The following is a 21,372-nucleotide window of genomic DNA, read 5'->3' on the forward strand; positions in this document are numbered from 1 at the left end:
GCAGGATCGGCGCGAACCGACCGCCAAGGGGGCCCGCATGACGATCCGCTACCTGCACACCATGGTCCGCGTGAAGGACCTCGAGAAATCGATGGCCTTCTACCGGCTGCTGGGCCTCGAGGAGACCCGCCGGAGGGACGACGAGAAGGGCCGCTTCACGCTGGTCTTCATGGCCCCACCCGGCCAGCCGGAGACGCCGGTGGAGCTGACCTACAACTGGGACGGGGACGAGGGCCTGCCCTCGGACAGCCGCCATTTCGGGCATCTGGCCTATGAAGTGGACGACATCTACGCCACCTGCCAGCACCTGATGGAGAACGGGGTGACGATCAACCGCCCCCCGCGCGACGGCCACATGGCCTTCATCCGCAGCCCCGACAACGTGTCGGTCGAGCTTCTGCAGAAGGGCGAGCGGCTGCCGCCCCAGGAGCCCTGGGCCAGCATGGGGAACACCGGCCACTGGTAAGCAAAAGGGCGCCTCTCGGCGCCCTTTCCTGTCTCAGCCCCGCGCCCGCTGCGCGGATTTCGGCGCCCGCGAGGGCCGCCCCGCCGGGCGGTTGCGCTGCTGCGGCTTGTTGCCGCCGCCGTTCCGCCGCGGCGGCTCGGGACGGGCCGGGGGCTCGCCGCCGATGACCGGGATCTCGGCCTTCATCGCCCGCTCGATGTCCTTCAGCGCGCTCCACTCGTCCGGGGCGCAGAAGGCCACGGCGCGGCCGTCGCGGCCGGCGCGGGCGGTGCGGCCGATGCGGTGGACGTAGTTCTCGGGGACGTTCGGCAGGTCGTAGTTGTAGACATGCGCGACCTCGGGGATGTCGAGCCCCCGCGCCGCCACGTCGGTCGCCACCAGCACCTGCGTCTGCCCGGCGCGGAACGCGGAAAGCGCCCGCTCGCGCTGCCCCTGGCTCTTGTTGCCGTGGATCGCGGCGACCGAGAAGCCCCACTTCTCCATCAGCTTCGAAAGCTTGTCAGAGCCGTGCTTGGTGCGGCCGAAGACGATCGCCAGCTCGCCGGGATGCTTGGCCACATATTCGGCCAGCAGCGCCGCCTTGTCGCCCTGGTTCACGAAGTGGACGCCCTGCGCGATCTTCTCGGCCGCTTTGCCGGGCGGGTTCACCGCCACGCGGACCGGATCGGTCAGGTAGCTGTCGGCCAGCTCCTCCATCAGCTTCGGCATGGTGGCGCTGAACAGAAGCGTCTGGCGGTTCTTCGGCAGCACCCGCGCGATGCGGCGCAGCGCGTGGATGAAGCCGATGTCGAGCATCTGGTCGGCCTCGTCCAGCACCAGATAGCTGGTCTGGCTGAGGTCCACGGCGCCGCGGTCGATCAGGTCGATCAGCCGGCCCGGCGTCGCGACGAGCACATCCACGCCGCGCGAGAGCCGCTCGGCCTGTGCGTTCAGCGAGGCGCCGCCGACGACGCGGTAGGCGCGGACGGGCGTCCCCTGGGCGTAGGAGTCAACGCTGGCGGTGATCTGCGTCGCCAGTTCGCGCGTGGGAGCGAGGATCAGCGCGCGCACGGTCTTCGGCGCCGGACGCCCGCCCGCTTTCAGCAGCCGCTCGATCATCGGCAGGCCGAAGGCGGCGGTCTTGCCGGTGCCGGTCTGGGCGAGGCCCAGCAGGTCGCGGCCGGAGACGATGGCGGGGATCGCCTCGCGCTGGATCGGCGTCGGCTCGGTCATGCCGAGCGGCGGCAGGTTGGCGCAGACTTGGGCGTCGATGCCCATCTCGTAGAACGGGCCCTCGGCCAGCGGCGGGGGCGCGGGCGCGCGGCGGCCGGCGTTGGCTTCGATCGCCGCTCCGAACGGCTTGCCCCCACGGCGCGGCGCGCGGCGGGTGCGGGTCATGGTCATGTCGTTCATGTCTTCAATATTCTTTCGGTCGCCGCCCCGCCCCCGTATCGGGCGCAAGCGGCTGTCGCCGATGCGAATGGCGCATCCGGCAGGCGTCGGGGCGCGGGCGTGTGATACGAAGCCCGCTGGCACCCACGCGTGAAACGGGAACCTGTGAGGTGTCGGGCCAAGGCGGGGCAAAACCCCCGCGGCTGCTCACGCGGCAGCAGGCGGCGACGGGGGACAGATGAGGGGCGGGCGCCCGGAAGTCAAGGACAACCGCGGTGCGCGCCGCCGATCATTCGCGCATCCGCCCCGTCCGGTCGCCGTCCCCGCGAACCTGGTCGTCATCCCCGAAGCGGGCGTCGTCGTCCGACTCGTCCTCGCCCTCGCCCACATACTTGGCCGAGAGCATGATCGAGTGGTTGTCGTGGCTGCGGTCCATCACGACGTCCGCGGGGATCTCGCCCGTCAGCCAGTCGCGGACCTCCTCACGCGCGTCGACCGGCTCGATCTGCTCGAGTTCGGCGATATAGGCGACAAAGGCGCGCTGGTCGCCGTCGATATCCTCGAGCACCTCTTCCTCGGCATCGGGCCAGCGGCTCCGGATCGCCTCCGAGAAGGCCGCCCAGTTCTCCTGCACGTGCTGCCATTTCATGTCGGAACGCCCTTCTTGCGTCTGTTGCGCGGGGGCCGCCCCGCGCCTCTCCCCGCGTCAACCGCGCAGGCGGGGCCGGGTTCCGGTCAGGGCGCCGTGGACCACCAGGCATCCGGCATCCAGCCGGGCCAGTCGCCATAGAGCGGCACCTGCGCCGGATAGGCCAGCCGCGCGCTGCGGGCGAGGCGCGAGACCTGCGGAAAGCCGACCGGGATGACGTAGCGTCCCGCCGTCAGCACCCGGTCGAGGGCCTGCACCGCGGCGGTGTAGTCGCCGGCCGTCTCCGCCCCCAGCATCGCCGCGATCATCGCCTCGGCGGCGGGCGCGTTCATCCCCATCCAGTTGCGGCTGCCCGGCTCGGTCACGCCCTGCGCGCCCCAGTAGAGCGTCTGCTCGTTCCCCGGCGAGAGCGACAGCGCGCGCTCGTACCAGGTCATGTCGAACCGGTAGTTGTTCGTCCGCTCGACATATTGCGCGCTGTCGAGCAGCGTGACCTGCGCCTGCATCCCCAAGGGCCGCAGCGCCTCGAGGTAGATGTCCACGATCTGCTGCACCTCCGAGGAGGAGCGCATCGAGCTTCCGGTCTGGTTCAGCAGGATCTCGAAGGCGAAGGGGCGGCCCTCGGCGTTCTTCAGCACCCCGTCCTGCACCGTCCAGCCCGCCTCCTCCAGCAGCGCGATCGCCCGGCGGATGCCGGAGCGGTCGAGCGCGCGCTCGGACCCCTCGGGCAGCGCGTAGCCCTCCAGCGTGCCGGGGGGCAGGTCGGCCGCGTATGGCGCCAGCAACTCCGCCACCCGCCCCTCCGCCGCCCCCTCGTCCATCGCCAGCGGCGAGTTGGCGAAATAGGACGTGATGCGAGGGTCGTCGCCCCCGGTCAGCGTGGCGTTGATGAAGCGGAAGTTGAACGCCTCGATCATCGCCTGCCGCACGCGCCAGTCCGCGAACAGCGGGTTGCGGGTGTTCATCACCAGCCCGACGATCCCCGAGGGCCGCTGATGCGGGATCTCCTCCTTCACCACCGCGCCCGAGGTCACCGCCGGGAAGCCGTAGTCGCGCGCCCAGCGGGCGGCGTTCTGCTCGCGCCAGATGTCGATCTCGCCGGCCTTGAAGGCCTCGAACATGGCGTTGCTGTCGGCAAAATAGTCGTAGCGGATGGTGTCGAAGTTGTTGAGCCCCTGCGTCAGCGGCAGGTCCCTGGCCCAGTAGTCCGGGTTGCGGCGGAAGCTGATCGAACGTCCGGGATCGACCGCGCCCACGACATAGGGGCCGGAGCCGATGGGCACCTCCATCGAACTCGCGGTGAAATCCTGCCCCTCCCACTGGGCTTTCTTGAGGATCGGTCGCATCCCCATCAGCAGCGCAAGCTCGCGGTCGGGGGTGTTGAAGGTGAAGCGCACCGAACGCTCGCCGGTCTGCTCCATCGCCGCGACCTTGCCCCAGGTGCCGAGGTAGCGCGGATGCCCCTCGGTCCCGAGCGTCTCGTAGGACCACATCACGTCCTCGACCGTGACCGGGCTGCCATCCGAGAAGCGCGCCTCGGGCCGCAGCGTGAACTCGACCCAGCTCCGCGCCGCGTCTGTCTCGACCGTCTCGCAGAGCAGGCAATAGAGCGTGAAGGGCTCGTCCACCGAACGCAGCATCAGCGTCTCGACCACCAGATTCGGCTGGATCGACAGCGGCATCACCGGGTTGCCCTTCAGCACCCAGGGCCTCAGCGAATCGAAGCTGCCCGGCTCGGCGAGGCGAATCGTCCCGCGCTTGGGCGCTTCGGGATCGGCATAGGGCAGGTGCGCAAGGTCGGCCGGAAGCGCGGGCTCGCCCACCATCGCGATGCCATGCGACGGCTCCGCGAGGCTTGCCCGCGGCATCGCGGCCACACCGATCAGGGCGGTGAGGAGGAGCGCAGGAACCCCGCCGATCGCGCGAATGTCAGGAGATTTGAAGATTCGCGCCATGCCTTAGCCCTCTCGCCTCGCTCGCGCTTCGTGACCGGCGCGTGCGCGCGAAACTACCCGTGCGTCAAAGGCTTCGCAATTTGCCCTTGGCCCGGTTGGCGGAAAAGCGTAAGGCTTGGGCACTGCTCGATAGGTTTCTTGCCTGTATGAAACCTGCCTCATGACTTGCGCCCGCCTTGTGCGGGCGCTTTTTTTTCCGCCGCCCCGCCCTTCCCGTGCCGCGCGGCGGCTATAAGGTGCAGGGCGAGAGTGCAAACGGGAGACGGCAGATGGCGGAGCGGGTGCTTGGCGGAAGGCGGGCGGTGGTCACGGGATCGAACTCGGGGATCGGGCTCGGCATTGCCCGGTCTCTGGCCGAGGCCGGGGCGGACGTGGTGCTCAACAGCTTCACCGACCGCGACGAGGACCACGCCCTCGCGCGCGACCTCGCGGCCGAGTTCGGCGTCACCGCCCGCTACATCGCCGCCGACATGAGCCGGGCCGAGGACTGCCGGCGGCTGGTCGAGGAGGCGGGCGGCTGCGACATCCTCGTCAACAACGCGGGCATCCAGCACGTCGCGCCTATCGACGAGTTCCCGGTCGAACGCTGGGACCAGATCATCGCGATCAACCTCAGCTCCGCCTTCCACGGCACCGCCGCAGCCCTGCCGGGGATGCGCGAGCGGGGCTGGGGCCGCGTGGTCAACATCGCCTCGGCCCACGGGCTGACCGCCTCGCCCTACAAGTCCGCCTATGTCGCGGCCAAGCACGGGGTCGTCGGCCTGACCAAGGTCACGGCGCTCGAATGCGCGGGACAGGGCATCACCTGCAACGCCATCTGCCCCGGCTACGTGCTGACTCCGATCGTGGAGAAGCAGATCCCCGACCAGATGAAGACCCACGGCATGAGCCGCGAGGACGTGATCGCCAAGGTCATGCTGGCCCGCCAGCCCTCGGGCCAGTTCGCCACGGTCGAGCAGATGGGCGGCACGGCGGTGTTCCTGTGCAGCGAGGCCGCGGCGCAGATCACCGGGACGACGATCAGCGTGGACGGGGGGTGGACGGCGTTGTGAGGGTGGCGGTGCGTGGAAACCACGCACCCTACAGCCTATGCACCCTTTGAATGTAGGGTGCGTGCTCCGCACGCACCGCCACCGCCCTACCCGTCCCCGTCCGCCGCCGCTTCCGCCAGCAAAAACTGCCGCAGCTGCCGGATCGCCGGTCGGTTGCGGCGCGCTGACGGATAGACCAGCCAGCAGGCGGTCCCCTGCCCCGCGACGATCGGGAACGGCTGAACCAGCGCCCCGGTCGCCAGCTCGAAGCGGAAGAACCGCGGGGTCAGCAGCGCCACCCCCTCGCCCGCCATCGCCGCCCGTGCGTCGTGGACCTGATTGCCCAGGGGCGGAAGCGTCGGCGCATGGTGCCCGTCCCCGTCGATCCCGGCCGCGGCAAGCCAGGTGCGCCACATGAAATCGCCGTTGTCGAGCCAGGGCAGCGGCACGAGTTGCTCGGGCCGCTCCAGCGGGCCCCACTCGGCCAGCCGCGCAGGCGAGAGCATCGGCGAGAACACCATGTCGAAGAGCTTCACCGCGACCAGCCCCGGCCAGTCGCCGCGGCCGTGGCGGATCGCCACGTCCACCTCCTCGCGGGCGAAATCGACCACGTGGTCGGTGCTTTCCAGCCGCACCTCCTGCTCGGGATGCGCCATCTGGAAGCGGCCGATTCGCTGCGCGAGCCAGTTCGCGGCGACGCTGACGAAGGTCGAGATGACGAGCCGCCGCGAAGCCAGGTCGCCGTCCGTCCAGACCTCGCGCAGCCTGTCAAAGGCCTCGGTCGTGGGCGAGGCGAGCCGCGCGCCGAGGTCGGTGAGCGCCAGGCCCCGCGGCCGACGCAGGAACAGGGGCGCGCCCAGCCGCCCCTCCAGCAGGCGGATCTGGTGGCTGACCGCGGCCTGCGTCATCCCCAGCTCCCCCGCGGCCACGGTGAAGTTCAGGTGGCGCGCCGCGGCCTCGAAGACCCGCAGCGCCGCAAGAGGGGGCAACGACATGAGCCTGCCTTATGGCGACCAGTCGAGGGTGAGTTGGTGATTCTACCGCAAGGGTAGCATTGTCGCGGCGTCGATCAAGGAATCACCGCCGCGACGCGGCCGGACTCTCGCAACAGGCGAGAACCGGACCGGCGATGCCGTGCCCGTCGGCGCGGCCCGGCGGAGCCTGCCGGGGCGCAACCCGGTCGCATTCGAGAAAGGAGCCCGCCGATGACCGCCCCCACGTCCCTGCCGCTCGCGGGCCGCGTCGTCCGCCGCCTGCCCGTCGTGGTAACGCTCACCGCGCACCGCGACTGGCGGCTGCGCCGCCGCATGCGCGCTCAGATCGCCCGGCTCCCGGCCTATCTGCTGCAGGACGTTGGCCTCATCGATCAGGCTCCGCCCGAGGCCAATGGCAACCGTATGCTCGACCACAACCTGCGCGGCGGGCCGCACTGGTGAGGCGAAAGGGGCCACCCGGACCCGGACGGCCTCCCGTCCGCCCCTCCCGTCAGCCGAGCGCCCGCGCGATTTCCTCGCCCGAGGCCGAGGTCAGCGTCTTCGGCACTTCCTTCTTCAGCCGCCCCTCAAGCTCCTTGTGGTAGTGCTTGCGCATCACCCCGAGCGTCGAGGGGTCCGCCACGATCGCCAGTTCCTCGACCTTGTGTTGCAGCACCATCAGGTTCAGCCGCTCGGTCAGCTGCTTGGCGAAGGTCGCCTCGTCCTCGTCCTTCGGCACCGTCTCCTCGGGCTGGCGGCCCTGGCTTTCGTCCTGCAGGTTCTGGGGCGTGATCTGCTCCTGCTCCTCGAGCTCGATGCCGTGGCGCGCGACGTTGCGGAACAGGACGGCGCGGTGGCCGTCGGCGACGACGACGAGGGCCTTGTGGGCGAGCATGGCGGTCTCCTTGTCCGAACTCGCCGGGGAAACGCCGCCTTGCCGGGCCGGTTCCTCAGCGGCAGCCGCCGCAGAAGCCGCGGATGCGCGCCACCGCGTCCTCCAGCTGGGCGTCCGAGGTGGCGTAGCTGATGCGGAAATGCGGGCCGAGGCCAAAGGCCGCGCCGAAGACCACCGCGACCCCGGTCTCCTCCAGCAGCGCGTTGGCGAAGGCCTCGTCATCGGTGATCCGCGTGCCGGCGGCCGAGGTCTTGCCGATCAGCCCGGCAATAGAGGGATAGACGTAGAACGCCCCCTGCGGCACCGGACAGTCGATCCCCTCGCACTGGTTCAGCCCCGCGACGACGAGGTTGCGCCGCCGCTCGAACACCGCGCGGCTCTCGGCGATGTAGTCCTGCGGCCCGTTGAGCGCCGCCACCGCCGCATGCTGGGCGATGGAGTTCGGGTTCGAGGTGGACTGTGACTGCAGCACCCCCATGGCCCTGATGAGCGTGGCCGGCCCCGCCCCATAGCCGATCCGCCAGCCGGTCATGGCATAGGCCTTGCTGACGCCGTTCACGATCAGCGTGCGGTCGTTCAGCGCCGGCGCGACGGCGGGGAAGGTGGCGAAGGTCAGCCCGTCGAAGGTCAGGTGCTCGTAGATGTCGTCGGTCATCACCCAGACATGCGGGTGCCGCGCCAGCACTTCCGCAAGCGCGCCCAACTCCTCGGCGGTGTAAACCGCGCCGGTCGGGTTCGACGGCGAGTTCAGCATCACCCACTTGGTCCGCGGCGTGATGGCGGCCTCGAGCTGCTCGGGCGCCAGCTTGTAGCCCTGCGCCATCGCGCATTGGACCACGATCGGTGCGCCCCCGGCCAGCAGCACCATGTCCGGGTAGCTGACCCAGTAGGGCGCCGGGATCACCACCTCGTCACCCGGATTCAGCGTCGCCATCAGCGCGTTGTAGAGGACCTGCTTGCCGCCGGTGCCTACGGTGATCTCGGCAACCGCATAGTCGAGCCCATTCTCCCGCGCGAACTTCTCGCGGATCGCCTGCTTCAGCTCCGGGATGCCGTCCACCGCCGTATAGCGCGTGTGCCCGGCGTCAATCGCCGCCTTCGCCGCGTCGCGGATATGCTCGGGCGTGTCGAAATCGGGCTCACCGGCGGAAAGCGAGATCACGTCCCGCCCCGAGGCGGCGAGGTCGCGGGCGCGGCCGGTCATGGCGATCGTGGGCGAGGGTTTCACGCGCGAGACGGCGTCGGAAAGGAAGGCCATGCGGGGCTCCGTGCGGGGAAAATGAGCCGCCGTGGCCTTACGGGGTGGGCGGCGCGGCCTCGATGTCTTAGGCTCGGCGCCTCAAACAGACAAGCGAACGCACGGAAAACAAGGACGGAGGGACCGATGGAAGGCGACTTCTACGGCGACGACAAGGCCACGCTAGGCGACCGCATCACCGCTGCGCGCGAGCAGGCGGGACTGTCGCTGCGCGACGCGGCCGCCCGCCTCGGCGTGCGCACCCGGACGCTGGCCGCATGGGAGGCCGACGACAGCGCGCCGCGCGCGAACCGGCTGCAGATGCTGGCGGGCATGCTGGGCGTGCCGCTGATCTGGCTGATGACGGGCGGCGGCCCGCGCCCCTGGACCGCGCCGGCCGAGTCGCCGGAGCCGGCCCCCGGCCAGCTCACGGCCGAGCTGCGCAGCATCGGCCGGCTCGTCGCCGAGGCGACCGAGCGGCTGTCCCGGATCGAGGCGCGGCTCGGATGACGCCGGCGTCGGACCCGGCGCGCAAGCGGCTGCTGATGCGAAGCTGGCGCCGGGGCATGCGCGAGATGGACCTGCTGCTCGGCCCCTTCGCGGAGGCTGAGCTGGCGACGATGGACGGTCCCACGCTCGATATTTACGCCCGGATGCTGGAGGAGAACGACCAGGATCTCTACGCCTGGATCATCGCCAAAAGCCGGGGCGAGACGGGCTGTCCCGCCCCTTATGCGGGCCTGATCGCCCGCATCTCGGCGGCGGCGAGCGACAGAATCGGGAAAAACTGAGGCATTTCGGCCCGGAAACCGCCCCGCGGTTAACCGGACGGCAGGAGGTTTTTGGCAGTCTGCCCGGACCAGGTCGAATGCAGGGTCTTGTCCGATGCTGTCACCCCTTCCCCACGCCGTCCCCCGCCACGAGGACGCCGATCACCGCGGCGCCTACTTCGAGGCGCTCCACCTGATCGAGCGTCTGCACCGCCTGCAGCTCGATCTCGTGAAGGACGAGTTCGAGCGGCTCGGCATGGAGGAGTTGAACCCGGTGCAGGCGATGATCCTCTACAATCTCGGCTCGGCCGAGGTCTCGGCCGGCGAGTTGCGGAGCCGCGGCATGTATCAGGGCAGCAACGTCAGCTACAATCTCAAGAAGCTGGTGGCCACGGGCTATGTCCACCACGAGCGCTCGGACGTGGACCGCCGCTCGGTTCGGATCCGCCTGACGCAGCGCGGAGTCGAGGTCCGCAACGTCATCGGCGCCCTCTTCTCGCGCCATGCCGAGGGGCTGGCCCTCTCCGGCGTGCTGGACGACCCGCCGCTCGACGCGGTGAACCGCCAGTGGCGGCGGATCGAGCGCTACTGGGCCGACCAGATTCGCTACATCTACTAGGGGCACCCGCCCCCGAGGGGGGCGGGGAAGGGGTCAGTTGTAGGCGCTCTCGCCGTGAGTGGTGATGTCGAGTCCCTGCTGCTCGTCGGTGGTCCCGACCCGCAGCCCGGCGACCGCGCCGACGAGCTTGATCGCGACGAGGGACACGACGCCCGACCAGAGGACGCAGACCAGCACCCCCAGCAACTGCACCCAGAGCTGCGCGCCCATCGAATAGGGGGCTACGGCCCCGGCGGCGTAGTCGAACACCCCCGCCCCGCCGAGGGCGGGCGCCGCGAAGACGCCCGTCAGCAGCGCGCCCACGATGCCGCCGATGCCGTGGATGCCGAAGACGTCGAGGCTGTCGTCGATCCCCAGCATCGCCTTCAGCCGCACCACGCCCCAGAGGCACAGCACCCCCGCCGCGAGGCCGATGACCATCGCCCCGACCGGACCGACGAAGCCCGCCGCAGGCGTCACGCCGACCAGCCCCGCGATCGCCCCGGAGACGCCGCCCAGCAGCGACGGGTGCCCGCGCAGCGCCCATTCGGTAAAGCTCCAGCCCAGCACCCCGGCAGCAGCGGCGGCGGCGGTGTTGAGCATCGCCAGCGCCGTCAGTCCGTTCGCCTCGAGGTTCGAGCCGGCGTTGAAGCCGAACCAGCCGATTAGCAACATGCAGCCCCCGGCGAGCGTCAGCGAGAGGTTGTGCGGCGCCAGCTGCTCGCGCCCGTAGCCGCGCCGCGGCCCGGCCGCCCAGGCCGCGACCAGCCCGGCCAAGCCCGCGTTGATGTGGATCACCGTCCCGCCCGCGAAGTCGAGCGCGCCGTGGCCGAAGAGGTAGCCCGAGGGCGCGTCGAAGGCGCTCGGCCCGCCCCACCACCAGACCATATGCGCCATCGGCAGGTAGGCCAGGAAGAACCAGATCGTCACGAAGGCGAGGATCGGGCCGAAGCGCATCCGCTCGGCCGTGGCGCCGACGATCAGCGCACAGGCGATGCAGGCGAAGGCCATCTGGAAGACGACGAAGGCGAGTTCCGGGATGAAGACTCCGGCAGAGAAGCTCTCGGCCAGCGACTGGGGCGTGACGCCGGCGAGGAAGGATTTCGACAAGCCGCCGATGAACGGAGTGAGCGGGCCGGCGTCCTCGGCCGTTCCGGCGCCGGTGAAGGCCAGCGAATAGCCGAAGGCGATCCACAACAGCGCCGTGGTCGAGAACACCGTCAGCACCTGCATCAGCACCGACAGCACGTTCCGCGCCCGCACGAGCCCGCCGTAGAAGAGGGCGAGGCCCGGCAGCGTCATGCTCATCACCAGGATCGCCGAGATCATCACCCAGGCGGCGTCGCCTTTGTCGGGGACCGGCGCCGCAGCCTGGGCGGCGGCTGGCCCGGCGAGGACCAAGGCCGCGAGGGCGAGGAGGGCGAGGGTCGGCCTTGGCTGGAAGATCGGTGCGCGCATCGGATGTCCCTTGAGCAGTGGTTGGTCCGGGAGGAGACCCCGATGCGGCCCCGGACCGGGCCTGCGGTAAAGCGCAGGCACCGCGCCGCATGGCGGCAGATGGCCGATGCTGCTTTTTCGCGCAGTTGGAGGCGGCGCGGCGCGTTATGCGGGCAGAAGCCGCTTCACGCCCGCGGCGGCGCTCGTCACCGCGAACAGGACCGCCGCGGCACAGATGATCGTCGGCCCCGCGGGCGTGTCGAGGTGCCACGCCCCGGCCAGCCCGCCCAGCGCCGCCGCACTGCCGATCACGGCCGTCGCGACCGCCATCGCCTCGGGCGTGCGCGCCAGCGGCCGTGCGGCGGCGGCGGGGATGATGAGCATGGCGCCGATCAGCACCGCGCCGACGATGCGGATGCCCGCCGCCACGACCAGCGCCAGCGCGATGTTCAGCACCCATTGCTCGGCCCGCGGGCTGATGCCCTCGGAGGCCGCCATCTCGGGTGAGAGGGTGGCGAGCAGCAGCGCCGACCAGCGCCAGGCGATCAGCCCCCCGACCACCACAGCGCCGCCCCAGATCAGCGCGAGGTCGGCGCGGGTGACGGCGAGGATGTCGCCGAAAAGATAGCCCATCAGGTCCGAGCGCACACCCTCGAGGAAGGACACCGCGACCAGCCCGGCGGCCAGCGCGCCATGCGAGAGCACGCCCAGCAGCGTATCGGGCGCGTGGCGGCCCGACATGCCCGCGACCACCGCCGCCATCGCCAGCGCCACCACGATCACCGCCGGAAACAGCGGCACCGACAGCGCCAGCGACAGCGCCACGCCCAGCAGCGCCGCATGGGCCGTTGCGTCGCCGTAATAGGCCATCCGCCGCCAGACGACGAAGCAGCCGAGCGGCGCGCAGGCGAGCGCGAGGCCGACCCCGGCGAGGGCCGCGCGCAGCAGGAAACTGTCGAGCATCAGGCGGCGTCCTCGTCCAGGGGCAGGTCGTGGCTGTGGCTGTGGTGATGGCGGTAGAGCGCCAGCGTCGAGGCGCCCTCGGCGCCGAAGAGGCGCAGATAGGCGGGCGAGGACGACACGCTCTCGGGCGTGCCCTCGCAGCAGACATGGCCGTTGAGGCAGACGACGTGATCGGAGGCGCGCATCACGATTTGCAAATCGTGGCTGACCATCAGCACGGCGCAGCCCTGCGTGGCGCGGACCGCCTCGATCCGGGCGTAGAAGGCGGCGACGGCGGGCTGGTCGAGCCCGGCGGTCGCCTCGTCGAGAATCAGCAGGTCCGGCCGGTCCATCAGCGCGCGCGCCAGCAGCACCCGTTGCAGCTGCCCGCCGGACAGCGCGGTGATCTGCCGCCCCGCCGCGCCCGCCAGCCCGGCCTCGGCCAGCGCCGCTTCCACCGCGCTGCGGCTGCGCCCGCGCGGCAGCGCCATGAAGCGGCCCACGGTCATCGGCATGGTCGGGTCGATCGCCAGCCGCTGCGGCACATAGCCGATCCGCAACCCCGGCTGCCGCTGGACGCTGCCGGCGGAGGGGCGCAGGGTGCCGATGATCGCCCGCATCAGCGTCGTCTTGCCCGAGCCGTTCGGCCCGACGATGGTGACGATCTCGCCCCGGCGCAGCGTCAGATTGACGCCGTCGAGCACCCGCCGGCCCTCGATCTCGACCGAAAGGCGGCGCAGCTCCAGCAGCCGATCATGGTCGGGCAGGGTCATGCCGCGGCCCTCCGGCAGTCGGCGCAGAGGCCCTCGGCCTCGCGCACGGCCGATTCGATCGAGAAGCCCGCGCCCGCCGCGGCCTGCTCCAGCGTGCCGCCGCGGGTCTCGGTGGGGGTCTCGATCACCCGGCGGCAGGTGCGGCAGATCAGGAAGGCGGGCGCGTGGCCGGTGCCGCCGTGGCTGCAGGCAACAAAGGCGTTGAGCGTCTCGACCCGGTGGACGAAGCCGTGGCGCATGAGGAAGTCGAGGGCGCGGTAGGCAACGGGGGGCTGGCTCTTCTGGCCCTCGGCGCGCAGGCGGTCGAGGATCTCGTAGGCGCCGAGCGCGCGGCCCTCCTCGAGCAGGATTTCCAGCACGCGGCGGCGTATGGGCGTCAGTTGCAGCCCACGGGCGCGGCAATGCGCCTCGGCATCCATCAGGGCGCGGGTCTGGAGGGCGGGTTCGGTCATGGCGGCTTTCTGGCGGCAGCGGGTTGCCGCGCGGAATGTTATATTATACTTGGTGTGATGATATTACATCGCAGGTCCGCCCATGTCACGCCTCCTCGTCGCCGCCCTGCTGCTCCTCTCTCCGGTGCCTGCCATCGCCGCGCCGCGCGTGGTCGCGGATATTCCGCCCGTTCAGGGCCTCGTCGCGCGCGTGATGGAAGGCCTGGGCGAGCCGTCGCTGCTGGTCCGCCCCGGCGCGTCGCCGCATGGCTACGCGCTGCGCCCCTCGGAGGCGGCGGCGCTTGAGGCGGCGGATGCGGTGGTGTTCGTCGGACCGGAGCTGACGCCCTGGCTCACGCGGCCGATCGAGACGCTGGCCCCCGACGCCGCGCATCTGCCGCTGCTGGCGGTGGAGGGGACGGTGACGCTGCCGAACCGAACCGATCCGGGCGGGGAGCATGACCGCGACCACGACCATGGCGGCACCGACCCGCACGCCTGGCTCGACCCCGAGAACGGCAAGCTCTGGCTCGCCGCCATCGCCGCCGGGCTGTCGCGGCTCGACCCGGCCAATGCCGCCGCCTACAGCGCCAATGCCGACGCCGGCGCGGCCGAGATCGACGCCGCGGCAGCGAAGGCGGCCGAGACCATCGCCAGCCTCGGCCCGTTCCGGTTCATCGTCGTCCACGACGCCTTCCAGTATTTCGAGGCCCGCTTCGGCCTCGAGGCGGCAGGCGCGATCTCCCTCAGCGACGCCGCGCCGCCCGGCCCGGCCCGCGTCGCCGCGCTGCAGGAGCGGGTGGCGGCGCTGGACATCGGCTGCGCGCTGAGCGAGCCGCAGTTCAACCCCGACCTGCTCGCCACCGTCTTCGAGGGCACCGAAGCCCGAACCGCCGTTCTGGACCCGCTCGGCGTCGGGATCGAGGCCGGGCCAGGCTTCTATCCGGCGCTGATCGCCTCGCTGGCCGATGGGCTCACCGCCTGCACCGACGCCAGATAGGCCGCGACGGGCGCGCGCATGTTCGTCAGGCCGCTTGCTCGCGCCGCCTCCATCGTGGCCCGAACCGCGTCGAGATCGGCGGCGCGGATCATGCTCTTGATGAGGCCGATGGAGGCCGGGCGCATGCTCAACCGCGTGATCCCGAGGGCGGCGAAGGCCAGTGCTTCGACCGGGCGGCCCGCATCCTCGCCGCAGAAGCTGAGCGGCACCCCGGCCTCCCCCGCCCGCGCGGCGATGGTAGCGATGAGGTCCAGGAAGGCCGTGTTCATCGTGTCGTAGCGCCGCCGCACCTGCTCGTTCTCGCGGTCGGCGGCGTAGAAGAACTGCTTGAGGTCGTTGCCGCCGATCGACACGAAATCGCACATGCGAAAGAACGAGGCCGGCGCGAAGGCCATCGAGGGCGTCTCGATCATGGCGCCGACGCGGATGTCGGTCGGCAGCGCATGGCCCATCGCCTGCTCGCGCGCGACATACTCCATCAGCATCCGGTGCGCCTGATCGAACTCGGCCGGGTCGGCGATGAAGGGGAACATCACGTGCAACGGCCGCCCCGCCGCCGCGCGGATCAGCGCCTGCAGCTGCATCCCAAGGATGCCCTTGCGGTCGAGCCCGACCCGGATCGCGCGCCAGCCCATCGCCGGGTTCGGCTCGTCGATGCGCTTCATGTAGGGCAGCACCTTGTCCGAGCCGATGTCGAGGGTGCGGAACACCACCGGCCGCCCCTGGGCGTTGTCCATCACGCGGCGATACATCTCGGCCAGTTCGGCCCGGCGCGGCACGCGGGTGCGGGTGAGAAACTGCAACTCCGTGCGGAAGAGGCCCACGCCCTCGGCCCCCGACCCTTCCAGCGAGGGCAGGTCCGCCATCAGCCCGGCATTCATGTAGAGCTCGACCCGCTGCCCGCAGGTGGAGACCGCGGGCAGGGCGCGCAGGCCCGCATAGCGCAGGGTCGCGGCCTCTTGCATGGCGAGCTTCTCGCCGAACGCGGCGGCGACGTGTTCCTCCGGGCGCAGGTGGACCATGCCGGAATCGCCGTCCACGAGGATCGTGTCGCCGTTCAGCGCCTCCGACGTGATGCGATGCGCCTGCACCACCAGCGGAATCGCGAGCGCGCGGGCGACGATCACCGCATGGCTGCCGACCGAGCCCTCCTCCAGCACCACGCCGCGCAGGCTGCGGCCATAATCGAGCAGGTCGGCCGGGCCGATGTTGCGCGCCACGAGGATCGGGTCGGGCGGCATCGCGGCCCCGGTGTCGCGCCCCTGCCCGGTCAGGATCCGCAGCAGCCGGTTCGAGAGGTCGTCGAGGTCGTGCAGCCGGTCGCGCAGATAGGGGTCGGCCACGCTCTCCAGCCGGGCGCGGGCCGAGGACTGCTCCTTCTCGACCGCCGCCTCGGCCGAGAGGCCAAGGTCGATGTCCTCCTCCATCCGCCGGAGCCAGCTTTTCGAGCGGGTGAACATGCGGAAGGCTTCCAGCACCTCGGCATGGTCGCCGTCGCCGAAGTCGCTGCCGTCGAGCAGCGCGTCGATCTGCTGGCGCAGTTTGTCCACCGCATCGTTGAGGCGCGCGCGCTCCTTCCGCGGGTCGTCGCCGAAGGGGTTGGAGATCACCACCCGCGGCTCGTGCAGCCAGACATGCCCCTCGGCCGCGCCCTCCTGCCCGGGCCGGCCCCGGAACACCTGCGGGAAGCGGTGCGCCAGCGGCAGGGAATCCTCGGCCGTGCCGAGGAAGGCACCAAGCTCGGCCATCTCGGCCAGCACCATGGCCACGACCTCGAGGCCGTAGACCTCGTCCTCGCTGAAGAGGCGCTTGTCGCGGGACTGGACCACGAGGACGCCGACCCGCTCTCCCACCCGCTGGATCGGGACGCCGAGGAAGGACGAGTAAATCTCCTCCCCCGTCTCGGGCATGTAGCGAAAGCCGCGCTGCGCCGGCGCGTCAGCGGTGTTCAGCGGCTGCCCGAGGCGGGCGACGCGGCCGACCAGCCCCTCGCCAAGACGCAGGCGGGTCTTGTGGACGGCCTCCGGCCGCAGCCCCTCCGAGGCGCAGAGCTCGAGCGTATCGGGATCGCGGAACAGGTAGATCGAGCACACCTGCGTGCCCATCGAATCGGCGATCTGGCGCGTGATGCTGTCGAGCCGCGCCTGCCCGCCGCCCGGCGCGGCCAGCGTCTCGCGCAGCCGCTTCAGCAGCTTGCGCGACTCGCTCTCCTTCCGATCGGGCATCGTTCCCCCTTCCGGCGGCGCGCAGGACGCCCTCTGGTCGGGCGCGCGGCCCCCCGGCTCAGGCCCGCTCCAGCTCGAAGGCATCGTGGAGCGCCTGGACCGCCAGTTCCATATACCTGCGGTCGATCAGAACCGAAATCTTGATCTCCGAGGTTGAGATGACCTTGATGTTGATGTTCTCGTCGGCCAGCGCGCGGAACATGCGCCCGGCGACACCCGCCTGGCTGCGCATGCCGATGCCCACGACAGAGACCTTGGCGACCTCCTCGTCCACGACCAGCTCGTCATAGGCGATCTTGCCCGCGGCGCGCGCGTCCTCCACCGCCTTGCGAGCCCGCGCGACCTGGTTGACCGGAACCGAGAAGGTCATGTCGGTAACGGCGCCGGGATGCTCCTCGTAGTCACGCTCGGAGATGTTCTGGACGATCATGTCCACGTTCACGCCGGCCTCGGCCAACGGCTCGAAGATCGCGGCCGACACGCCGGGCCGGTCCTCGACCGTGACCAGCGTGATCTTGGCCTCGTCGCGCGAGCCGGCGATACCGGAGACGACCTTGGATTCCATGATTTCCTCCTCAGCGCAGACCAGGGTTCCCGAGGTCCCGTCGGTGTCCTCGAAGGACGACAGCACTCGCAGGCGGACATTGTAGCGCATCGCCAGCTCGATCGAGCGGGTTTGCAGCACCTTCGCCCCCAGAGAGGCCAGCTCCAGCATTTCCTCGAAGGCGATCCGGTCGAGCTTGCGCGCCCTGCGGACGATCCGCGGGTCGGTGGTGTAGATGCCGTCCACGTCGGTGTAGATGTCGCAGCGATCGGCCTCGAAGGCGGCGGCGAAGGCGACGGCGGTGGTGTCCGAGCCGCCGCGGCCCAGCGTGGTGATGCGCCCGTCGGGGGCGATGCCCTGGAAGCCCGCGACGACGGCGACGCGCATGCCTTCGGCGAATTTCTGGTCGATGTTGTCCCGCGGGATCGAGACGAACCGCGCAGCCCCATGCTGCGCCGTGGTGTTGATCGGCACCTGCCAGCCCTGCCAGCTGCGCGCCGGCACGCCCATCTCCTGCAGCCGCAGCGCCGTCAGCCCCGCCGTCACGTTCTCGCCCGACGCCACGACCGCGTCGTATTCCCGCGCGTCGTAGAGGCGCGAGGTGCCTTCGACCCAGCCGACCAGCTCGTTGGTCTTGCCCGACATGGCGCTGACGATCACGATGACGTCGTAGCCGCGCTCGACCTCGGCCTTCACCTTGGCGGCGACATTGGCGATGCGATCGAGATCGGCGACCGAGCTGCCGCCGAATTTCATCACCAGAAGCGGCATGGACCGGGACCTCCGAGGCTCGCGGGAACGCGCGGGGTTTAGGGTCGGGGGCGGGGGAGCGCAAGACCCGGCTGCTTGCGCGCGCCCGCCCGCTCGGGCAGTCCTGCGCCCGGGTCTGCGCTGCGGCGGCGCGGCCGGAGGCCCGGACGATGCCTGTCCCCCTGCTCTTTCTGCTCACCGTGCTCACCTGGGGCACGAGCTGGATCGGGATGAAGTTGCAGATCGACGCGGCGCCGGTCACGGCGGTGTTCTGGCGGATCATGGTGGCCGGCGCGGCGACGCTGGCCGGTCTCGCCGCGCTCGGACGGCTTCCGCTGCCGCGGGCGCGCGACCTGCCCTGGCTGGCGGGGCTCGGCGCCTGCATGTTCTCGACCAACTTCGTGCTCTTCTACTACGCCTCGCGCGGTCTGCCCTCGGGGCTGCTCTCGGTCATCTTCGCCACGGCCGCGCTCTTCAACGCCGTGAACGGCCGGATCTTCTACGGCGACCGGATCACCGCGCGGATGGTGCTCGCGACCCTGATCGGCGTCGCGGGGCTGGCCCTGCTGTTCGGCCCGGGCCTCGCCTCCGGCATGGGCCCGGGCGCGGGGGTGGGCGTGCTTTGTGGGCTGGGCGGCACGCTGCTCTTCTCGCTGGGCAACATGATCGCTCGGCGCAACTCCGAGGCGGGGCTGCCGGTGATGTGGAGCACGGGCTGGGGCATGGGCTTCGGCGCGGCGCTTCTCGCGGCCCTCGTGATGATCAGCGGCGCGGGCTTCCCGGTCCCGGCCACGCCGAGCTTCCTCGGCGCGCTCGTCTATCTGGCGCTGTTCAGCTCCGTCGCGGGCTTCGCGGCCTATCTCAACCTCGCCGTGGCGGTCGGCCCGGCCCGTGCCGCCTACACGACCGTCGCGGCACCGGTCGTCGCCCTGACGCTCTCGTGGCTGGTGGAGGGCTATGCCTGGGACTGGAGCACCGTCCTCGGCTTCGCCCTCGTGGTCGCCGGGAACGTGGCGGTCTTCACCGCCCCGCGCGCGCCACCGCGGCTCAGTGTCCCAGGATCTGGCTGAGAAACAGCTTCGTCCGCTCGCTCTTGGGGTTGGCGAAGAACTCGCGCGGGCTGTTCTGCTCGACGATCTGGCCCTGGTCCATGAAGATCACGCGGTCGGCCACCGCCTGCGCGAAGCCCATCTCGTGCGTCACCACCAGCATCGTCATCCCCTCCTCGGCGAGGCCGATCATGGTGTCGAGCACCTCCTTGATCATCTCGGGGTCGAGCGCGCTCGTCGGCTCGTCGAAGAGCATGATCTTCGGCTCCATGCAGAGCGCGCGGGCGATCGCCACGCGCTGCTGCTGGCCGCCCGAGAGCTGGCCGGGATACTTCGCCGCCTGCTCGGGGATCTTGACCTTCTCGAGATAGCGCATCGCCGCCCCCGCGGCCTGACGGCGCGGCACCTTGCGGACCCAGATCGGCGCCAGGGTGCAGTTCTCGAGCACCGTCAGATGGGGGAAGAGGTTGAAGTGCTGGAACACCATCCCGACCTCGGAGCGGACCTTGTCGATGTTCTTGAGGTCCGTTGTCAGCTCCGTTCCGTCAACGATCACCCGGCCGGTCTGATGCTCCTCCAGCCGGTTGATGCAGCGGATCATCGTCGACTTGCCCGACCCGGAGGGCCCGCAGATCACGATCCGCTCGCCCCGGTGCACCGTCAGGTCGATGTCGCGCAGCGCGTGGAAGTTGCCATACCACTTGTTCATCTTCTCGATGCTGATGGCGACCTCGGTCGACATCCGCTGGATCGAGGCCGGGCCACGGGCCTCGGTCGCGGCGGCCCAGGTCATCTGCGTGTCGGTCATCTGGCCCTCAATGGCTGTCGCCGCGCTTCAGCCGCGTCTCGAGATACATCGAGTATCGGGACATGGCGAAGCACAGGATGAAGAAGATCGCGCCGGTGAAGATGTAGGGCTCCCAGTAGGTGCCCTTCCATGCGATCGAGGCGCGGACGGAATCGGCGGTGGATTTCAGCGGATCGTAGAGCCCGACGAAGGTGACGAGGGTGGTGTCCTTGAAGATGCCGATGAAGGTGCCGACGATGCCGGGGATCGAGACCTTCAGCGCCTGCGGCAGAATGATGAGCCGCTGCGCCTTCCAGTAGTCGAGCCCGAGGGCGTCGGCCGCCTCGTACTGCCCGCGCGGCAGCGCCGCGAGGCCGCCGCGGATCACCTCGGCCATGTAGGCCGCGGCGAACAGCGTCACCATGATGATGACCCGCAGGATGATGTCGAAACTGGTCCCCGGCGGCAGGAAGTAGTTCAGCAGCAGCGAGGCCACGAACAGCAGCGCAATCAGCGGCACGCCGCGGATGAACTCGATGAAGGTGACCGCCAGCATCTTCACCAGCGGCAGGTCCGACCGCCGTGCGAGGGCGAGGATGATGCCCAGCGGCAGCGACATCGAGATCGCGGTGACGCCGATGGTGATCGACAGAAGGAAGCCGCCGAAGGTGTCCGAGGTGACGGCGGCGATGGCCAGCGGCAGCGCGGCCGCGAGGGTCTGGGCGACAAGCGGCCCGAGCCAGAGCCACCAGGCCACGACGGCGAGGACCGCCGCGACCATCCGCAGGATCGGCGCGCCGCGGCCGACGAGCCGGTAGATGCCCCAGCCGACGAAGAACCCCGCCAGCACCATCAACGGCTGCCAGAGCGAGCCGCCCCAGAGCAGCCAGTAGGCCAGCACCGGATAGAAGCCGCTGAAGGCCAGCAGCGCCGAGGGACGGCGCTCGGACAGGACCAGCCCGCCGACCATCACCGCGGCCACCGCGACCAGCCAGCCATCGGGCGCGTTCACCGCCCACATCGCCAGCAGCGTCAGCACCGCCGCAACGCCGAGCACCACACGGCGGATGCGCCGCTCGTCAGCAAAGAGGATCGGCGCGATCGCCACGAAGAGCAGCCCGAAGGCTGCGACCGGGCGCCAGTAGAGGGCGCGCGGATAGAAGCCGAAGGTGAACTGCCACCAGCGTTCGCGGATCACCGCCCAGCACGCCCCGGTCGTGCCTTCGCCCGCGCGCGCGGTGATGATCGCCCGGCACTCCTGCAGCCCGTCCGCGCGCCAGACGGAATTGGCCAGCCACGGCCAGACGCCGCTGACCAGGTACCAGACCACCGCGATGCCGAGGATGGTGAGCAGGATGTTCAACGGCCCCGAGAGCAGGTTCTCGCGCAGCCACAGGATGGCGCCGCTCTGCCGCTGCGGCGGCGGCTGCGGTGGCAGCATGGTGTTGCGCGTGTAGCCGACGGTCTCGGCGTGGATCTCGCTCATCG

General features: G+C 70.5%; 22 protein-coding genes. 8 read left to right on the forward strand and 14 right to left on the reverse strand.

What is annotated here, in order from left to right; translation table 11 throughout:
* Positions 1-37: 37 nt before the first annotated feature.
* Positions 38-466, forward strand: a complete 429-nt coding sequence (locus GI374_RS11235) for a VOC family protein (RefSeq protein ID WP_154337164.1) — start codon at positions 38-40, stop codon at positions 464-466.
* A gap of 33 nt (positions 467-499) precedes the next feature.
* Here the strand turns inward: GI374_RS11235 and GI374_RS11240 are convergent, their stop codons facing one another.
* From GI374_RS11240 to GI374_RS11250, 3 genes are all read right to left on the reverse strand, one after another.
* Positions 500-1,858, reverse strand: a complete 1,359-nt coding sequence (locus tag GI374_RS11240; RefSeq protein ID WP_370515291.1) for a DEAD/DEAH box helicase — start codon at positions 1,856-1,858, stop codon at positions 500-502.
* A gap of 268 nt (positions 1,859-2,126) precedes the next feature.
* Positions 2,127-2,486, reverse strand: a complete 360-nt coding sequence (locus GI374_RS11245; protein WP_154337165.1) for a hypothetical protein — start codon at positions 2,484-2,486, stop codon at positions 2,127-2,129.
* A gap of 86 nt (positions 2,487-2,572) precedes the next feature.
* Entirely contained in the window at positions 2,573-4,441 is a 1,869-nt protein-coding gene (locus GI374_RS11250) for an extracellular solute-binding protein (protein ID WP_154337166.1), read from the reverse strand.
* Between the two features lie 269 nt (positions 4,442-4,710).
* Here GI374_RS11250 and GI374_RS11255 point away from each other — a divergent pair, with 269 nt between their 5' ends.
* Complete coding sequence (locus GI374_RS11255; RefSeq protein WP_154337167.1) at positions 4,711-5,493, forward strand: 3-hydroxybutyrate dehydrogenase; 783 nt, start codon at positions 4,711-4,713, stop codon at positions 5,491-5,493.
* A gap of 86 nt (positions 5,494-5,579) precedes the next feature.
* On the opposite strand, the gene GI374_RS11260 is transcribed toward GI374_RS11255, so the two are convergent.
* Positions 5,580-6,467, reverse strand: coding sequence for a LysR substrate-binding domain-containing protein (locus GI374_RS11260; RefSeq protein WP_154337168.1), 888 nt, complete (start codon positions 6,465-6,467; stop codon positions 5,580-5,582).
* A gap of 210 nt (positions 6,468-6,677) precedes the next feature.
* Between GI374_RS11260 and GI374_RS11265 the strand changes: the two genes are divergently transcribed.
* Positions 6,678-6,908, forward strand: coding sequence for a DUF1127 domain-containing protein (locus GI374_RS11265; RefSeq protein WP_154337169.1), 231 nt, complete (start codon positions 6,678-6,680; stop codon positions 6,906-6,908).
* 49 nt (positions 6,909-6,957) lie between these two features.
* On the opposite strand, the gene GI374_RS11270 is transcribed toward GI374_RS11265, so the two are convergent.
* Positions 6,958-7,341 (reverse strand): host attachment family protein, encoded by a 384-nt coding sequence (locus tag GI374_RS11270; protein ID WP_154337170.1) that lies wholly within the window; start codon positions 7,339-7,341, stop codon positions 6,958-6,960.
* Positions 7,342-7,396: 55 nt separating this feature from the next.
* Complete coding sequence (locus GI374_RS11275) at positions 7,397-8,599, reverse strand: pyridoxal phosphate-dependent aminotransferase (protein WP_154337171.1); 1,203 nt, start codon at positions 8,597-8,599, stop codon at positions 7,397-7,399.
* Positions 8,600-8,725: 126 nt separating this feature from the next.
* Between GI374_RS11275 and GI374_RS11280 the strand changes: the two genes are divergently transcribed.
* From GI374_RS11280 to GI374_RS11290, 3 genes are all read left to right on the forward strand, one after another.
* The gene (locus GI374_RS11280) at positions 8,726-9,088 is read left to right on the forward strand and encodes a helix-turn-helix transcriptional regulator (RefSeq protein WP_154337172.1); all 363 of its coding nucleotides are present in this window, start codon (positions 8,726-8,728) and stop codon (positions 9,086-9,088) included.
* Positions 9,085-9,369 (forward strand): succinate dehydrogenase assembly factor 2, encoded by a 285-nt coding sequence (locus GI374_RS11285; RefSeq protein WP_229583114.1) that lies wholly within the window; start codon positions 9,085-9,087, stop codon positions 9,367-9,369. The genes GI374_RS11280 and GI374_RS11285 overlap by 4 nt, the downstream gene beginning before the upstream one ends.
* A gap of 94 nt (positions 9,370-9,463) precedes the next feature.
* Positions 9,464-9,967 (forward strand): MarR family winged helix-turn-helix transcriptional regulator, encoded by a 504-nt coding sequence (locus GI374_RS11290; RefSeq protein WP_154337173.1) that lies wholly within the window; start codon positions 9,464-9,466, stop codon positions 9,965-9,967.
* 33 nt (positions 9,968-10,000) lie between these two features.
* Here GI374_RS11290 and GI374_RS11295 read toward each other — a convergent pair whose 3' ends face one another.
* The 4 genes from GI374_RS11295 to GI374_RS11310 form a co-directional block, all read right to left on the reverse strand.
* On the reverse strand, positions 10,001-11,404 hold the full coding sequence (locus GI374_RS11295; RefSeq protein WP_154337174.1) for an ammonium transporter: 1,404 nt from the start codon (positions 11,402-11,404) through the stop codon (positions 10,001-10,003).
* Between the two features lie 144 nt (positions 11,405-11,548).
* Complete coding sequence (locus GI374_RS11300) at positions 11,549-12,346, reverse strand: metal ABC transporter permease (protein ID WP_154337175.1); 798 nt, start codon at positions 12,344-12,346, stop codon at positions 11,549-11,551.
* Positions 12,346-13,098, reverse strand: a complete 753-nt coding sequence (locus GI374_RS11305; protein WP_154337176.1) for a metal ABC transporter ATP-binding protein — start codon at positions 13,096-13,098, stop codon at positions 12,346-12,348. The genes GI374_RS11300 and GI374_RS11305 overlap by 1 nt, the downstream gene beginning before the upstream one ends.
* On the reverse strand, positions 13,095-13,550 hold the full coding sequence (locus GI374_RS11310) for a transcriptional repressor (protein ID WP_154337177.1): 456 nt from the start codon (positions 13,548-13,550) through the stop codon (positions 13,095-13,097). Before GI374_RS11310 ends, GI374_RS11305 begins: the two co-directional genes overlap by 4 nt.
* Before the next feature lie 82 nt (positions 13,551-13,632).
* On the opposite strand from GI374_RS11310, the gene GI374_RS11315 reads away from it, so the two are divergent.
* Positions 13,633-14,529 (forward strand): zinc ABC transporter substrate-binding protein, encoded by an 897-nt coding sequence (locus GI374_RS11315; protein WP_154337178.1) that lies wholly within the window; start codon positions 13,633-13,635, stop codon positions 14,527-14,529.
* On the opposite strand, the gene ptsP is transcribed toward GI374_RS11315, so the two are convergent.
* Positions 14,469-16,754: a phosphoenolpyruvate--protein phosphotransferase gene (gene ptsP / locus GI374_RS11320; protein WP_154337179.1), complete on the reverse strand. Its 2,286-nt coding sequence runs from the start codon at positions 16,752-16,754 to the stop codon at positions 14,469-14,471. The genes GI374_RS11315 and ptsP overlap by 61 nt on opposite strands.
* Before the next feature lie 58 nt (positions 16,755-16,812).
* Positions 16,813-18,069 (reverse strand): aspartate kinase, encoded by a 1,257-nt coding sequence (locus GI374_RS11325; RefSeq protein WP_154337180.1) that lies wholly within the window; start codon positions 18,067-18,069, stop codon positions 16,813-16,815.
* A 149-nt stretch (positions 18,070-18,218) separates the two neighbouring features.
* Between GI374_RS11325 and GI374_RS11330 the strand changes: the two genes are divergently transcribed.
* Positions 18,219-19,118, forward strand: coding sequence for a DMT family transporter (locus GI374_RS11330; protein WP_154337181.1), 900 nt, complete (start codon positions 18,219-18,221; stop codon positions 19,116-19,118).
* On the opposite strand, the gene GI374_RS11335 is transcribed toward GI374_RS11330, so the two are convergent.
* Together GI374_RS11335 and GI374_RS11340 are read right to left on the reverse strand one after the other, a co-directional pair.
* A complete protein-coding gene (locus GI374_RS11335) occupies positions 19,096-19,839 on the reverse strand; it encodes an amino acid ABC transporter ATP-binding protein (protein ID WP_195759907.1) in 744 nt (247 codons plus the stop codon). The two genes, GI374_RS11330 and GI374_RS11335, sit on opposite strands and share 23 nt — an antisense overlap.
* 73 nt (positions 19,840-19,912) lie before the next feature.
* Positions 19,913-21,370: an amino acid ABC transporter permease gene (locus tag GI374_RS11340; RefSeq protein WP_154337182.1), complete on the reverse strand. Its 1,458-nt coding sequence runs from the start codon at positions 21,368-21,370 to the stop codon at positions 19,913-19,915.
* Positions 21,371-21,372: the final 2 nt, after the last annotated feature.

It is taken from the genome of Paracoccus sp. S-4012, from assembly GCF_009674885.1.
Lineage (GTDB): Bacteria > Pseudomonadota > Alphaproteobacteria > Rhodobacterales > Rhodobacteraceae > Paracoccus.

Coding starts and splice junctions, on each gene's coding strand:
- GI374_RS11260 (WP_154337168.1), bottom strand. CDS start 6,467: ATGTCGTTGCCCCCTCTTGCGGCGCTGCGGGTCTTCGAGGCCGCGGCG.
- GI374_RS11255 (WP_154337167.1), top strand. CDS start 4,711: ATGGCGGAGCGGGTGCTTGGCGGAAGGCGGGCGGTGGTCACGGGATCG.
- GI374_RS11335 (WP_195759907.1), bottom strand. CDS start 19,839: ATGTCGACCGAGGTCGCCATCAGCATCGAGAAGATGAACAAGTGGTAT.
- ptsP (WP_154337179.1), bottom strand. CDS start 16,754: ATGCCCGATCGGAAGGAGAGCGAGTCGCGCAAGCTGCTGAAGCGGCTG.
- GI374_RS11240 (WP_370515291.1), bottom strand. CDS start 1,858: ATGAACGACATGACCATGACCCGCACCCGCCGCGCGCCGCGCCGTGGG.
- GI374_RS11270 (WP_154337170.1), bottom strand. CDS start 7,341: ATGCTCGCCCACAAGGCCCTCGTCGTCGTCGCCGACGGCCACCGCGCC.
- GI374_RS11285 (WP_229583114.1), top strand. CDS start 9,085: ATGACGCCGGCGTCGGACCCGGCGCGCAAGCGGCTGCTGATGCGAAGC.
- GI374_RS11245 (WP_154337165.1), bottom strand. CDS start 2,486: ATGAAATGGCAGCACGTGCAGGAGAACTGGGCGGCCTTCTCGGAGGCG.
- GI374_RS11250 (WP_154337166.1), bottom strand. CDS start 4,441: ATGGCGCGAATCTTCAAATCTCCTGACATTCGCGCGATCGGCGGGGTT.
- GI374_RS11305 (WP_154337176.1), bottom strand. CDS start 13,098: ATGACCCTGCCCGACCATGATCGGCTGCTGGAGCTGCGCCGCCTTTCG.
- GI374_RS11265 (WP_154337169.1), top strand. CDS start 6,678: ATGACCGCCCCCACGTCCCTGCCGCTCGCGGGCCGCGTCGTCCGCCGC.
- GI374_RS11325 (WP_154337180.1), bottom strand. CDS start 18,069: ATGCCGCTTCTGGTGATGAAATTCGGCGGCAGCTCGGTCGCCGATCTC.
- GI374_RS11235 (WP_154337164.1), top strand. CDS start 38: ATGACGATCCGCTACCTGCACACCATGGTCCGCGTGAAGGACCTCGAG.
- GI374_RS11280 (WP_154337172.1), top strand. CDS start 8,726: ATGGAAGGCGACTTCTACGGCGACGACAAGGCCACGCTAGGCGACCGC.
- GI374_RS11300 (WP_154337175.1), bottom strand. CDS start 12,346: ATGCTCGACAGTTTCCTGCTGCGCGCGGCCCTCGCCGGGGTCGGCCTC.
- GI374_RS11295 (WP_154337174.1), bottom strand. CDS start 11,404: ATGCGCGCACCGATCTTCCAGCCAAGGCCGACCCTCGCCCTCCTCGCC.
- GI374_RS11330 (WP_154337181.1), top strand. CDS start 18,219: ATGCCTGTCCCCCTGCTCTTTCTGCTCACCGTGCTCACCTGGGGCACG.
- GI374_RS11310 (WP_154337177.1), bottom strand. CDS start 13,550: ATGACCGAACCCGCCCTCCAGACCCGCGCCCTGATGGATGCCGAGGCG.
- GI374_RS11275 (WP_154337171.1), bottom strand. CDS start 8,599: ATGGCCTTCCTTTCCGACGCCGTCTCGCGCGTGAAACCCTCGCCCACG.
- GI374_RS11340 (WP_154337182.1), bottom strand. CDS start 21,370: ATGAGCGAGATCCACGCCGAGACCGTCGGCTACACGCGCAACACCATG.
- GI374_RS11290 (WP_154337173.1), top strand. CDS start 9,464: ATGCTGTCACCCCTTCCCCACGCCGTCCCCCGCCACGAGGACGCCGAT.
- GI374_RS11315 (WP_154337178.1), top strand. CDS start 13,633: ATGTCACGCCTCCTCGTCGCCGCCCTGCTGCTCCTCTCTCCGGTGCCT.